At 64.7% G+C, this 14,022-nt stretch carries 10 protein-coding genes; 8 read left to right on the forward strand and 2 right to left on the reverse strand.

The window, feature by feature from the left end; translation table 11 throughout:
• Nucleotides 1-173 precede the first annotated feature (173 nt).
• From JKP78_RS13320 to JKP78_RS13345, 6 genes are all read left to right on the forward strand, one after another.
• On the forward strand, nt 174-1,091 hold the full coding sequence (locus JKP78_RS13320) for a glutamate/aspartate ABC transporter substrate-binding protein (protein ID WP_200626793.1): 918 nt from the start codon (nt 174-176) through the stop codon (nt 1,089-1,091).
• A gap of 142 nt (nt 1,092-1,233) precedes the next feature.
• Entirely contained in the window at nt 1,234-1,980 is a 747-nt protein-coding gene (locus JKP78_RS13325) for an amino acid ABC transporter permease (protein ID WP_170031956.1), read from the forward strand.
• Complete coding sequence (locus JKP78_RS13330; RefSeq protein ID WP_186685133.1) at nt 1,981-2,652, forward strand: amino acid ABC transporter permease; 672 nt, start codon at nt 1,981-1,983, stop codon at nt 2,650-2,652.
• Entirely contained in the window at nt 2,649-3,383 is a 735-nt protein-coding gene (locus JKP78_RS13335; protein WP_170031962.1) for an amino acid ABC transporter ATP-binding protein, read from the forward strand. Before JKP78_RS13330 ends, JKP78_RS13335 begins: the two co-directional genes overlap by 4 nt.
• 72 nt (nt 3,384-3,455) lie before the next feature.
• Nucleotides 3,456-5,360, forward strand: coding sequence for a sensor histidine kinase (locus JKP78_RS13340; RefSeq protein WP_186685135.1), 1,905 nt, complete (start codon nt 3,456-3,458; stop codon nt 5,358-5,360).
• On the forward strand, nt 5,357-6,685 hold the full coding sequence (locus JKP78_RS13345) for a sigma-54-dependent transcriptional regulator (protein WP_170031968.1): 1,329 nt from the start codon (nt 5,357-5,359) through the stop codon (nt 6,683-6,685). The genes JKP78_RS13340 and JKP78_RS13345 overlap by 4 nt, the downstream gene beginning before the upstream one ends.
• A gap of 249 nt (nt 6,686-6,934) precedes the next feature.
• Here the strand turns inward: JKP78_RS13345 and JKP78_RS13350 are convergent, their stop codons facing one another.
• Nucleotides 6,935-7,930, reverse strand: coding sequence for an alpha/beta fold hydrolase (locus tag JKP78_RS13350; protein ID WP_186685137.1), 996 nt, complete (start codon nt 7,928-7,930; stop codon nt 6,935-6,937).
• A gap of 196 nt (nt 7,931-8,126) precedes the next feature.
• Here JKP78_RS13350 and metR point away from each other — a divergent pair, with 196 nt between their 5' ends.
• The gene (metR, locus tag JKP78_RS13355; protein WP_170031974.1) at nt 8,127-9,044 is read left to right on the forward strand and encodes a transcriptional regulator MetR; all 918 of its coding nucleotides are present in this window, start codon (nt 8,127-8,129) and stop codon (nt 9,042-9,044) included.
• On the opposite strand, the gene JKP78_RS13360 is transcribed toward metR, so the two are convergent.
• On the reverse strand, nt 9,028-9,441 hold the full coding sequence (locus JKP78_RS13360; RefSeq protein WP_186685139.1) for an NUDIX hydrolase: 414 nt from the start codon (nt 9,439-9,441) through the stop codon (nt 9,028-9,030). The two genes, metR and JKP78_RS13360, sit on opposite strands and share 17 nt — an antisense overlap.
• Nucleotides 9,442-9,573: 132 nt before the next feature.
• Here JKP78_RS13360 and JKP78_RS13365 point away from each other — a divergent pair, with 132 nt between their 5' ends.
• Nucleotides 9,574-13,848, forward strand: coding sequence for a DEAD/DEAH box helicase (locus tag JKP78_RS13365; protein WP_186685141.1), 4,275 nt, complete (start codon nt 9,574-9,576; stop codon nt 13,846-13,848).
• The last annotated feature ends 174 nt before the right edge of the window (nt 13,849-14,022 follow it).

Here is a 14,022-nt window from a genome sequence, read left to right on the forward strand (position 1 = left end):
TCAAGAAAGCTTCATACCCCGAGTTTTCGCGGGTTTATGATCGCTATCAGAGCTTGGCACGACTCATGCTCTACACTTGGTAGCCGAATGCACCCCGCTTCATGCTGTATTCGTTGAACGAAAGAGTCCGCCAACGGCTCCATAAAAAAAACAAACACGTCGAGGAAAATTTGATGCGCATCGTTCGTCAATTGCTGGGCGCCGCCATCGCGGCCGCTGTGATCGCTTCGCCGGCCATGGCCGAAGAGCTGACAGGCACCCTGAAGAAGATCAAGGACTCGGGCACCATCACCCTGGGCCACCGCGACTCCTCCATTCCGTTTTCCTACCTGGCCGGCAAACCCGAGCCCGTCGGCTATTCGCATGACATCCAGTTGGCTGTCGTCGATGCCTTGAAGAAGCAGCTGGGCACGGACATCAAAGTCCGCTACAACCTCGTCACCTCCCAGACCCGCATCCCGCTGGTGCAGAACGGCACCGTCGACCTGGAGTGCGGCTCCACCACCAACAACGTCGAACGCCAGCAGCAGGTCGGCTTCACGGTCGGTATCTTCGAAGTCGGCACCCGCCTGCTGACCAAGGTCAAGGACGGTCAACCGGCCTACAAGGACTTCCCGGACCTGGCTGGCAAGAACGTGGTGACCACCGCCGGTACCACTTCCGAGCGCATCCTCAAGGCGATGAACGCCGACAAGCAGATGAAGATGAACGTGATTTCCGCCAAGGACCACGGTGAAGCCTTCAACATGCTCGAAAGCGGCCGCGCCGTGGCCTTCATGATGGACGACGCCCTGCTCGCCGGCGAAATGGCCAAGGCCCGCAAGCCGTCGGACTGGGTCATCACCGGTACCCCACAGTCGTACGAAATCTATGGCTGCATGGTGCGCAAGGATGACGCTGCCTTCAAGAAAGCGGTGGATGACGCCATCATCGCCTACTTCAAGTCGGGCGAAGTCAACAAGAGCTACGACAAGTGGTTCCAGCAGCCGATCCCGCCAAAGGGCCTGAACCTGCAGTTCCCGATGAGCGAGGAGCTGAAGAAACTGATCACCGAGCCGACCGACAAGGCCGCCGACGAGAAGAAGTCCTGACCCCCAGCCCGTGGCCTGTTGCGCTGCAAAGCGCCAATTAAACCGGCAGGCCACCCGTTAGTGTCTAACCTTTCATCCGAGGGCCGTGTGCCCCCGGATGTTGGAAGGTGCCCGTGAAACAACCGTCTGAGGGGAAATCCCGATGAATTACAACTGGGACTGGGGCGTGTTCTTCAAGTCCACCGGCGTGGGCAGCGAGACCTATCTGGACTGGTATATCACCGGTCTGGGCTGGACCATCGCCATCGCCATCTCCGCCTGGATCATCGCCTTGCTGTTGGGGTCGGTCCTCGGCGTCATGCGTACCGTGCCGAACCGTCTGGTGTCCGGCATCGCCACCGTCTACGTGGAGCTATTCCGCAACGTGCCGCTGCTGGTGCAGCTGTTCATCTGGTACTTCCTGGTACCCGACCTGCTGCCCGAGGGCCTGCAGGAATGGTTCAAGCAGGACCTCAACCCGACCACCTCGGCGTTGATCAGCGTGGTCATCTGCCTGGGCCTGTTCACCGCCGCGCGTGTCTGCGAGCAGGTGCGTACCGGCATCCAGGCGCTGCCCCGCGGCCAGGAAGCCGCTGCCCGTGCCATGGGCTTCAGCCTGTCGCAGATCTACACCAACGTGCTGCTGCCGCAAGCCTACCGGATCATCATCCCGCCGCTGACCTCGGAATTCCTGAACGTGTTCAAGAACTCCTCGGTGGCGTCCCTGATCGGCCTGATGGAGCTGCTGGCGCAGACCAAGCAGACCGCCGAATTCTCGGCCAACCTGTTCGAGGCCTTCACCCTGGCCACGCTGATCTACTTCACCCTGAACATGGGCCTGATGCTGCTGATGCGCATGGTCGAGAAGAAAGTCTCGGTGCCCGGCCTGATTTCCGTAGGGGGCAAATAAATGGACATGGATTTCAGCGAAATCATCCCGGCCCTGCCAGCCCTGTGGGAAGGCATGGTCATGACCTTGCAGTTGATGATCATGGGCGTGGTTGGCGGCATCGTGCTGGGTACCATCCTGGCCCTGATGCGCCTGTCGTCGAGCAAGCTGCTGTCGAACCTGGCCGGTGCCTACGTCAACTACTTCCGCTCGATCCCGTTGCTGCTGGTGATCACCTGGTTCTACCTGGCGGTACCGTTCGTGCTGCGCTGGATCACCGGCGAGGACACCCCGGTCGGCGCGTTCACCTCGTGCGTGGTGGCGTTCATGATGTTCGAGGCCGCGTACTTCTGCGAAATCGTCCGCGCCGGCGTGCAGTCGATCTCCAAGGGCCAGATGGGCGCCGCCCAGGCCCTGGGCATGACCTACAGCCAGACCATGCGCCTGATCATCCTGCCCCAGGCCTTCCGCAAGATGACCCCGCTGCTGCTGCAGCAGAGCATCATCCTGTTCCAGGACACCTCGCTGGTATATACCGTGGGCCTGGTGGACTTCCTCAACTCGGCACGCTCCAACGGCGACATCATCGGGCGCTCCCATGAGTTCCTGATCTTCGCCGGTGTCGTGTATTTCCTCATCAGCTTCTCCGCTTCGTGGCTGGTCAAGCGCCTGCAAAAAAGGATCGCCGTATGATTTCCATCAAGAACGTCAACAAGTGGTACGGGGACTTCCAGGTACTGACCGATTGCAGCACCGAGGTCAAGAAGGGTGAAGTGGTGGTGGTCTGTGGCCCGTCGGGCTCGGGCAAATCTACCCTGATCAAATGCGTCAACGCCCTGGAGCCGTTCCAGAAAGGTGACATCGTGGTCGATGGCACTTCGATCGCCGACCCCAAGACCAACCTGCCCAAGCTGCGCTCGCGCGTTGGCATGGTGTTCCAGCACTTCGAGCTGTTCCCGCACCTGTCCATCACCGAGAACCTGACCATCGCCCAGCGCAAGGTGCTTGGCCGCAGCGAAGCGGAAGCGACCAAGAAAGGCCTGGCCCTGCTCGACCGCGTCGGCCTCGGTGCCCACGCCAAGAAGCACCCCGGCCAACTGTCCGGCGGCCAGCAGCAGCGCGTGGCGATCGCCCGCGCCCTGTCGATGGACCCGATCGTCATGCTGTTCGACGAGCCAACCTCGGCGCTGGACCCGGAAATGGTCAACGAAGTACTGGACGTGATGGTCGAGCTGGCCAATGAAGGCATGACCATGATGTGCGTGACCCACGAAATGGGCTTCGCCCGCAAAGTGGCCAACCGCGTGATCTTCATGGACAAGGGCCACATCATCGAGGACTGCCAGAAGGAAGACTTCTTCGGCAACCCGGGCGCCCGCCACGAGCGCACCCAGCACTTCCTCAGCAAGATCCTGCAACACTGATGTTGCCTCACTGAACCGGTCGGCGCTGCTGCCCTTTCGGGCCGCAGCGCTGGTCGTGACAAGGCCACTGTGATGAAATGCGATCCTTCGCTTCTTCTCCCTGCCAAGCCTGCCGTGAAATCCCGCCTGCTCCGCCAATTGCTGCTGCCACCCTTGATCATCCTGCTGATGGTCGGGCTCGGGCTGGCTGGCTATCTGGTCAGCGAAAGCAACGGCATCCGCATTCTCAGCGAAAACGGCGAACGCCAGCTGGAGCTGCACGCGCGCACGGTGGAAAGCGAAATCAGCAAGTACACCTACCTGCCGAGCCTGCTTGAGCTGGAAGACAGCGTCTCGCAGCTGCTCACCGACCCTGATGGCGGTTCGCGTCAGACCGTCAACGAATACCTCGAAGGCCTGAACCGGCGCAGCCGCAGCCGGGCCATTTTCGTGCTCGATACCAATGGTCGGGTGCAGGCCACCAGCAACTGGCGCGATGCCGACTCGTTCCTCGGCGAAGACCTGTCGTTCCGCGCCTACTTCCAGACTGCCGTGCGCGGCGAGCCCGGGCGCTTCTATGGCATCGGCAGTACCACCGGGGAGGCCGGCTACTACCTCGCCCATGGCCTTGAGGAGCACGGCAAGATCATTGGCGTGGCGGTGATCAAGGTGCGCCTGGACACCCTCGAGGAGCGCTGGCAAAGGGCCCGCCTGGAGGCGTTCGTCAGCGACGAGAATGGCATCATCATCCTTTCCAGCGACCCGGCACGACGCCTGAAGTCGGTGCGCCCGCTGACACCACAGATCAAGGAGCGCCTGGCGCGCAGCCTGCAATACTACTGGTGGCCACTGAACGAGCTGCAGCCGCTGGCCCGGGAAATCCTGGCCGACGGCGTGGAAAAACTGACCTTCCCGGCCAACAGCGAAACCGCCCAGGGCAAGCCCCGCGAAATGACCTACCTGGCGCAGACCCGGCGCCTGGCCGATACGCCCTGGCACTTCACCCTGCTGACCCCGCTGCAGGACCTGCGCCGCGAATCCATGGTGCAGGGTATCCTGGTGGGCGTGGCCTTCGCCTTGCTGGCGATCCTGGGCATCGCCTGGAACGAGCGGCGCAAGGTGATCGCCACGCGCCTGGCAGCCCGCGAGGCGCTGCAGGAAGCCAACAGCCAGCTGGAACGGCGGATTGCCGAGCGCACCGCCGACCTGCGTGCCAGCAACGAACGCCTGAAAGGCCAGATTCGGGAACGCCGGCATGCCGAGCAGACCCTGCGCCACGCCCAGGATGAGCTGGTGCAGGCCGGCAAGCTGGCCGCCATCGGGCAGATGTCCACCAGCATTGCCCATGAACTGAACCAGCCGCTGGCGGCGCTGCGCACCTTGTCCGGCAACACCGTGCGCTTCCTCGAACGCGGGGCGCTGGAAACCGCCAGCACCAACCTGCGCACCATGAACGACCTGATCGACCGCATGGGCCGCATCACCGCCAGCCTGCGCTCGTTCGCCCGGCGCGGCGACGACAGCGGCCAGGCCTCGCTGGCCAAGGCGGTCGAAGCCACCCTGCAGGTGCTGGCCAACCGCATCAGCGCCTGCCAGCTGCAGGTGCACAACCAGTTCGATGACCAGCAGCTGGCCATCGACCAGACCCGCCTGGAGCAGATCCTGGTCAACCTGATCGGTAACGCCCTGGATGCCATGGCGGCGCAGCCACTGCCGCAACTGTGGCTCGAAGGCGAACTGCAGGGTGACAAGTACCGTTTGCAGGTGCGCGACAATGGCCACGGCATCGACAGCGAGGCGCGCAAGCACCTGTTCGAACCCTTCTTCACCACCAAACCGGGCGAACACGGCCTGGGCCTGGGCCTGACCCTGTCGGCGAGCCTTGCCGCCGCCGCCAAGGGCAGCCTCAACGTCGAGCATCCCGCCAACGGCGGTACGGCCTTCATCCTGGCCCTGCCGCTGGTCTCCCCCCCTAGCGAATCGGCAGAGCATCCATGAACCAAGCGCCTCTTACCGTCCTGATCGTCGAAGACGACCCGCATGTGCTGCTCGGCTGCCAACAGGCACTTGCCCTGGAAGACATCGCCTGTGAAGGCGTGGGCAGCGCCGAGCAGGCGCTGGAACGCATCGGCGACGACTTCGCCGGCATCGTCGTCAGTGATATCCGCCTGCCAGGCATCGATGGCCTGGAGCTGCTCAACCGCCTCAAGGCCCGCGACCGCAGCCTGCCGGTAGTACTGATTACCGGCCATGGCGATATCGACATGGCGGTCGGCGCCATGCGCAATGGCGCCTACGACTTCATGGAGAAACCGTTCTCCCCCGAACGCCTGGTCGATGTGGTACGCCGCGCCCTGGAACAGCGTGGGTTATCGCGCGAAGTGGTCGCCCTGCGCCGCCAGCTGGCGGAGCAAAGCAGCCTGGAGGGTCGCATCATTGGCCGCTCGCCGGCGATGGAGCAGCTGCGTGAGCTGATTGCCAACGTGGCCGATACCTCGGCCAACGTCCTGATCGAAGGCGAGACCGGTACCGGCAAGGAGCTGGTTGCCCGTTGCCTGCACGACTTCAGTCGCCGCCACGGCCAGCCGTTCGTGGCCCTGAACTGTGGCGGCCTGCCGGAAAACCTGTTCGAAAGCGAGATTTTCGGCCACGAGGCCAATGCCTTCACCGGTGCTGGCAAACGCCGCATCGGTAAGATCGAACACGCCAACGGTGGCACGCTGTTCCTCGACGAAGTGGAAAGCATGCCGATCAACCTGCAGATCAAGCTGCTGCGCGTATTGCAGGAGCGCACCCTGGAACGGCTGGGCTCGAACCAGAGCATTCCGGTGGATTGCCGGGTAATCGCTGCAACCAAGTCCGACCTGGATGCCATGGGCCAGAGCGGCCAGTTCCGCAGCGACCTGTACTACCGGCTGAACGTGGTCACCCTGGAATTGCCGCCGTTGCGTGAGCGCCGCGAAGACATCCTGCAACTGTTCGAACACTTCCTGCAGCAGTCGGCCCTGCGCTTCGACCGTGAAACACCAACGCTGGACAGCCAGACCCTGTCGCGCTTGATGGCGCATGACTGGCCGGGCAACGTGCGCGAATTGCGCAACGTGGCCGAACGCTATGCCCTTGGCCTGCCAGCCTTCAAGAAAGGCCCCAGCGGTGGCGCCAGCCAGGGGCTGGGCTTTGCCGAGGCGGTGGAAGCGTTCGAGCGCAACCTGCTCAGCGATGCGCTGCAGCGAACTGGCGGCAACCTCAGCCAGGCCAGCCAGGAGCTGGGCATGGCCAAGACCACGCTGTTCGACAAGGTAAAGAAATACGGCCTCGGCTGACCTCGACCCGCAACTGGAAAGACAACGTGGATCTGCTCTTCAAAGCCGCCCTCGGTGCGGGTGTGGTAGTGCTGCGCACCGAGGCAGGACGGCTGACGCGGCCCTTGTAGGAGCGGCCCTGTGTCGCGATGGGGCGCGTAGCGGCCCCCGGTTTCAGCTTCGCCGCGAATGTTGCCGGGGCCGCTTTGCGGCCCTTTCGCGACACAAGGCCGCTCCTACTGGGATCGCACAGCCTTGAAGGATGGAAATTCACAGCCCGGCGATATGCGTGACATCCTGCCGGTGCGCCTCCAGGTACGGCAACACCGCCCCCAGCAGCGGCGCCTTGAACGGCTCCTGGAAGCGATGCGCCAAGCCCGGTATCAAGCGCAGCTGGCTGCCCTGGATATGCGCCGCCAGGTGCACGCCGTGCATCACCGGCAGCAACGGGTCGGCCGTGCCATGGACCACCAGGGCCGGCACCCGCAACTGGTCAAGCAGCTCGACCCGGCTCGGCTCGGCCAGTATCGCCATGATCTGGCGCTTGGCCCCGTCGGGGTTGAACGCGCGGTCGTAGGCCACCGCCGCCTGCTGCAGCAAGGCGGCACGGTCGTCCGGCACCTCGGGGCTGCCCAGCGCGGCCAGCAGGTCGGCCTGTTGCTCGATGGCCACTTCGCGGTTCGCTGCGCTGCGCCGGGCCAGCAGCTGCACCAGCGCCGGGGCCGGCGCCGGCAAACCCGCCGCCCCTGAACTGGACATGACCAGCGTCAGGCTGCGCACACGCCCTGGCGCCATGGCCGCCAGGTGCTGGGCGATCATGCCGCCCATGCTCACCCCCAGCACATGGAACTGGCGCACTCCCAGCGCGTCCATCAGGCGCAGGCCGTCGCCCGCCATGTCGGTCAGGGTATAGGGCGCAGCCACCGGCAGCCCCAACTTGTAGCGCAGCAGTTCGACCGTCAGGTTGGCCGACGGTGGCAGCTGGTTCCAGCGCGACAGGCCGACATCGCGGTTGTCGTAGCGAATCACCCGAAAGCCCTGGCGGCATAGCGCCTCGACCACGTCGTCCGGCCAATGGATAAGCTGCCCGCCCAGGCCCATGACCAGCAACAGCACAGGGTCGCGCGGCGCTCCGACGCTCTGGTAGACCAGGCTCACCGCACCCAGTTCGGCGCGCTGTACCGGCGCCTGGGCGTCACAGCGCTGCTCGGCGAAACTCCCAGGAGCGCTGAGTACCAAGAAAACAAATAGCCAAAATGCCCGCATGAAAGAAACACCAGAATGCAGATCCCCAGTAGAGCGCGATTCTGATGAATTCTGTTCGGGCGCGCTGCCACAGTCCGGTTACAGTTTGATGACGCCCGCCAGACGGTGTGACCAAACGCCCTGTCGACAGGCGCTGCAACATGAGGGAAACTCAACTCATTCGCTATTTTCCCAAATTGATCCCCCGGAGTCAGCTGTGCTGGAGATCCGCCACCTGAAAACCCTTCATGCCCTGCGCGAAGCCGACAGCCTGGTGGAAGCCGCTGAGCGCCTGCACCTGACCCAGTCGGCGCTGTCGCATCAGTTCAAGGAGCTGGAAGAGCGCCTGGGCATGCCGCTGTTCGTGCGCAAGACCAAGCCGATCCGCTTCACCAGCGCCGGGCTGCGCCTGCTGCAACTGGCCGATGCCACCCTGCCGCTGCTGCGTAGCGCCGAACGTGACATCGCCCGCCTGGCCGGTGGCACCGCCGGGCGCCTGCACATGGCCATCGAATGCCACAGCTGCTTCCAGTGGCTGATGCCGACCATCGACCAGTTCCGGGATGCCTGGCCGGAAGTGGAACTGGACCTCGCCTCCGGCTTTGCCTTTGCCCCGCTGCCAGCCCTGGCCCGTGGTGACCTCGACCTGGTGGTGACCTCCGACCCGGTGGACCTGGCGGGCATCACTTATGTACCGCTGTTCACCTACGAGGCGATGCTGGCCGTGGCCAACCAGCATCCACTGGCCAGCAAGCCCTATATCGTGCCGCAGGACCTGCTCGACCAGACGCTGATCACCTACCCGGTAGAACGTGATCGCCTGGATATCTTCACCCGTTTCCTGGAGCCCGCCGACATCGAGCCGGCCGCCGTGCGCACGTCGGAGCTGACGGTGATGATGATGCAACTGGTGGCCAGCGGCCGTGGTGTGTGCGGCATGCCGCACTGGGCGCTGCATGAATACAGCTCGCGCGGCTACGTCAAGGGCAAGCGCCTGGGTGAGAAAGGCCTGTTCGCCACGCTTTATGCCGCGGTGCGCACCGATATGCTGGATGCGCCGTACATGCGCGACTTCCTGTTGACGGCCAAGGACACCTCGTTCGCCACCCTCGATGGCGTCAGCGCGGTGCGCTGAGCGCCTGGTAGTACAACGGCAGGATCAGGTCGCGGGTCAAGGGTGCCAAGTGCATGGCGGGCGTCTGCTCGGCGCTCAGCCATACCACCTCTTCGATTTCCGCAGCCGGGGCCACGGCTGCAACGCAGTCGACACGGAACAGTTCGGCCTGCACCTGAAAGCCCGGCTCATTGGCGGCCGGGGCGCTGAATTGGCCTAGGTGCAGTGCCTGGGCCGGGTCGACACGCAGGCCGAGTTCCTCATGCAGCTCACGCACCAACGCCTCGACCGGCGACTCACCGGCATCGATCTTGCCACCGGGCTGCATGAACGCCTGGGTACCACGCTTGCGCACCAGCAAGGTACGGCCCTGGGCGTCGATCAGCAGGGCGGCGGCGATGCGGATGGTGTTGGGCATGGTCTCGGCTCACTTGAATCAATGGCCGGGGAGGATCCCATGGGGTCACTGCCCTGACAAGCCCAGTCCTTCCTGTGCCAGCCTGACGAACGGCCCCTTGCCAACCTGCCCCGCCCCCTCCATAACCATCACATGAACCTGCCCGCCAAACACCACCCGGTGCTCGAACTGTTCCACCCTGCCGTGCGCACCTGGTTCCGTCGCTGTTTCACCACGGTCACCGACGCTCAGGCCCGTGCCTGGCCGCTGATCCAAGCTGGCCAGTCGCTGCTGCTGGCGGCACCGACCGGCTCGGGCAAGACCCTCAGCGCCTTTCTGGCCGTGCTCGACGAACTGTTCCGCCAAGGCCTGGAGCAGCAGGGCGAGCTGCCTGCACAAACCCAGGTGGTCTATGTTTCGCCGCTCAAGGCGCTGTCCAACGATATCCGCCTGAACTTGCAGGCCCCGCTAGAAGGCATCAGCCAGGCCCTGGCCGAACAGGGCCTTGGCGCGCCGCGCATCACCACGGCCGTGCGCACCGGCGACACACCACAAAAGGAACGCGCCGCCATGCGCAAGCTGGCACCGCACATCCTGGTAACCACACCCGAATCGCTCTATGTGCTGATGGGTTCGGCTTCGGGCCGTGAAGGTCTGGCCAGTGTGCACACGGTGATCGTCGATGAAATCCATGCCCTGGCCAGCAACAAGCGCGGTGCTCACCTGGCATTGACCCTGGAACGCCTGCAGGCCCTGTGCAAGCAGCCACTGCGGCGTATCGGCCTGTCGGCCACACAGCGCCCGGTCGAGCGGGTGGCACAATTCCTGGTCGGCACCGGGCGCCCCTGCGCGATCGTCGATGTCGGCCATGCACGGCAGCGCGACCTGGCCATCGAAGTGCCTCCGGTTCCGCTTGGCGCAGTGATGGCCACCGATGTCTGGGGCCTGGTCTACGACCGCCTGGCCGAGTTGGCAAGGGAGCACCGTACCACCCTGGTGTTCGTCAATACCCGGCGCCTGGCCGAGCGCATCACTCGCCACCTCAGTGATCGGCTGGGCAAGGAGGCAGTGGCCGCGCACCATGGCAGCCTGGCCAAGGAACTGCGCCTGGACGCCGAACAACGCCTGAAAAACGGCCAGTTGCAGGTACTTGTGGCCACCGCGTCGCTGGAACTGGGCATCGACATCGGTGACATCGACCTGGTCTGCCAGATTGCCTCGCCAGGTTCTATCGCGGCCTTCCTGCAGCGGGTCGGCCGCGCCGGCCACCAGGTCGATGGCGTGCCCAAGGGGCGCCTGTTCCCGACCTCGCGCGACGACCTGATCGAATGCGTAGCCCTGCTCGACTGCGTCCGCCGCGGCGAGCTGGATGAACTGCACATTCCCCGGGCGCCACTGGACGTACTGGCCCAGCAGATCGTTGCCGAGGCCAGCAACCAGGCTTGGCACGAACTGGCCCTGTACGACTGCCTGCGCCAAGCCACGCCCTATGCCGAACTCGACCTGCAACACTACCAGGCCCTGTTGCGCATGCTCGCCGAAGGCTACAACGGCCGCCACGGCGTACGTAGTGCCTACCTGCACCGCGACGCGGTCAGCGGCACCCTGCGTGGCCGCCGGGGTAGCCAGCTGACCGCGCTGACCAGTGGCGGCACGATCCCCGACAACGCCGACTACGCCGTGTTGCTCGAGCCACAGGCGCTGAACATCGGCAGCGTCAACGAAGACTTTGCCGTGGAGAGCATCGCCGGCGATATCTTCCAGCTGGGTAATGCCTCCTATCGCATCCTGCGCGTGGAACCGGGCCGGGTGCGGGTGGAAGATGCACATGGCCTGCCGCCGACCATTCCGTTCTGGTTGGGCGAGGCACCAGGGCGCAGCGACGAACTATCTGCCGCAGTGGCGCGGCTACAGGCGCAGATCGATCAGCACCTGGCGCAGGCCGGCGGCAATCTGGCCGAGGTGCTGGCGTGGTTGCAGGAAACTTTCGAACTGGGCCAGGACAGCGCCAGCCAGTTGCTGGACTACCTGGCCCGCACCCGTGAAGTGCTCGGCGCCCTGCCCTCGCAGGAAACCTTGGTGATGGAGCGCTTCTTCGATGAGTCCGGCGGCACCCAGCTGATCATCCATTCCCCCTACGGCAGCCGCATCAACCGCGCCTGGGGCCTGGCCCTGCGCAAGCGCTTCTGCCGTACCTTCAATTTCGAGTTGCAGGCAGCGGCCAGCGAGGACGCCATCGTGCTGTCGCTGTCCACCAGCCACAGTTTCGAATTGGACGAGGTGTGGCGTTACCTGAACAGCCGCAGCGCCGAGCCGATCCTCGTCCAGGCTTTGCTCGATGCGCCGTTGTTCGGCGTGCGCTGGCGCTGGAACGCCAGCGTGGCCATGGCCTTGCCGCGCTTCATCGGCGGGCGCAAGGTGGCGCCACAGGTCCAGCGGATTAAAAGCGAAGACCTGGTGGCGGCCGTGTTCCCCGAGCAGATCGCCTGCCTGGAAAATATCGTCGGCGAGCGGCAGATTCCCGATCACCCACTGGTCGAGCAAACCTTGGACGACTGCCTGCACGAAGCGATGGACAGCGAAGGCTGGCTGGCGCTGCTGCGGCGTATGGAAAGCGGTACGGTACGCCTGCTGTGCCGCGACCTGCCGGCCCCTTCGCCATTGGCTTCGGCCATCCTCAATGCCCGCCCGTATGCCTTCCTGGATGACGCGCCACTGGAGGAACGGCGCACCCAGGCTGTGCTCAACCGACGCTGGAACGAAGTGCACAGCGGCGACGACCTGGGCGCGCTGGATGCCGATGCCATTGCCGCTGTCGCTGCTGAAGCCTGGCCAGAGCCAGGCAATGCCGACGAAATGCATGAAGCATTGATGGGACTGGGGGCCATCAGCCAGACGGAAGTAAAGGGCAATGCCAGCTGGGACATGCTGCTGCGCCAGTTGGCCGATGCCGGGCGGGCAATATGCCTGGTGGATGAAGGACTGTGGCTGGCGCGTGAACGCTTGAGCCTGTTACAGGTGCTGTATCCCGGCACCCGTCTGCACCCTGCGCTGCCGGTCCTGCCAGGCTTCGACCAGGCCTGCGAGCCGGATACTGCACTGGTCGAGCTGCTGCGCGCCCGACTCAGTGGCCATGGCCCGCTGACCCAGGCACAGATAGCCGCACCGCTGGGCAAGCCGCTAGCGGCGATCGAACAGGCTCTGGTACGCCTGGAAGCCGAAGGTTATGTACTGCGCGGGCATTTCAGCCCAGGAGCACGCGAACTGCAGTGGTGCGAGCGCCACTTGCTGGCGCGCATCCACCGCTACACGGTCAAACGCCTGCGCCGGGAAATCGAGCCGGTCAGCCTGCAGGACTTCATGCGCTTCCTGTTCGACTGGCAGCACCTGGCCGCTGAGCAACGCCTGCGCGGGCCGCAAGCCGTGGCCGAGGTACTGGGCCAGTTACAAGGCTTTCCGAGTGCTGCCGGCGCCTGGGAGGCCGAACTGCTGCCGGCACGCATCCAGGACTACAGCCCGCACTGGCTCGACGATGCCTGTCGCAGCGGGCAGTTCGCCTGGAGCCGCCTGGCCACCACGGTGTCGAGCAGTACCTTGTCCAGCACCCCGCTGGTGCTGCTACCGCGCGAGTACCTGAATGTGTGGCGCAGCCTTGCCCCGGTGCCCGCGCTCGACAGCCTTGGCCCGCGGGCGCAGCGCGTACACGAGGTGCTGCAGGCACAGGGCGCGCTGTTCTTCGACGAACTGGCCCACGACGCCCACCTGCTGCCCAGCGAACTGGAAACGGCCTTGCAAGAGCTGGTAGGCGCCGGCCTCGTGGGGGCCGACAGTTTCGCCGGCCTGCGCAGCCTGATCACCCCGGCGGCGAAACGTATCTCCCGCAACAGCCGCCGTGGCCACCCGCCGCTGCTCAGCAGCATGGCCCATGCCGGGCGCTGGGCCTTGTTGCGCCGGGGGGCGGTGGACGACAGCCAGCGCCTGGAACACATCGCCCGGGCCCTGCTGAGACGCTATGGCGTGGTGTGCTGGCGGCTGCTTGAGCGCGAAAGTGACGTGCTGCCGCCGTGGCGCGAACTGCTGCGCTGCTACCACCGGCTGGAGGCGCGCGGCGAGATTCGTGGCGGGCGCTTCATTGCCGGGCTGGCGGGTGAACAATTCGCCTTGCCGGAAGCGGTGGGCCTGCTGCGACAGGTACGGCGGCGTGAGCGAGACGGGGCGCTGGTGGCAGTGAGTGCCAGTGACCCATTGAACCTGATCGGGTCGTTGTTGCCGGGAGCGAAGGTACCGGCGGTCACTGGCAACCGCCTGTTGTATCGCGATGGGGTGCCGGTGGCGGTGCGGGTGGCCGGACGCTATTCGTTCCTGGTCGAGGCGCCGGCCCAGGAACAGCAAGGCTGGCGGCAGATATTGCTGCGAGACAAGTTGTGAGCGCCTTTTGCTGTACCGCCCTGGTAGCTTGCCAGCGATAGGCCACTGCAGCCAGCACATGGGCGAGAAAGCCCCTACGGTATTGCCTGGAGGAACAATGTGGCTCGAGCCTGTCCACCCCCGAGCTGTTCTTTCAGCGTCCAGGTGTCAGGTAAGCGCTGCACTAACCCTGAA

The sequence above is a fragment of the Pseudomonas sp. LAM2023 genome, assembly GCF_016620375.1.
GTDB classification, from domain to species: Bacteria; Pseudomonadota; Gammaproteobacteria; order Pseudomonadales; family Pseudomonadaceae; genus Aquipseudomonas; species Aquipseudomonas anuradhapurensis.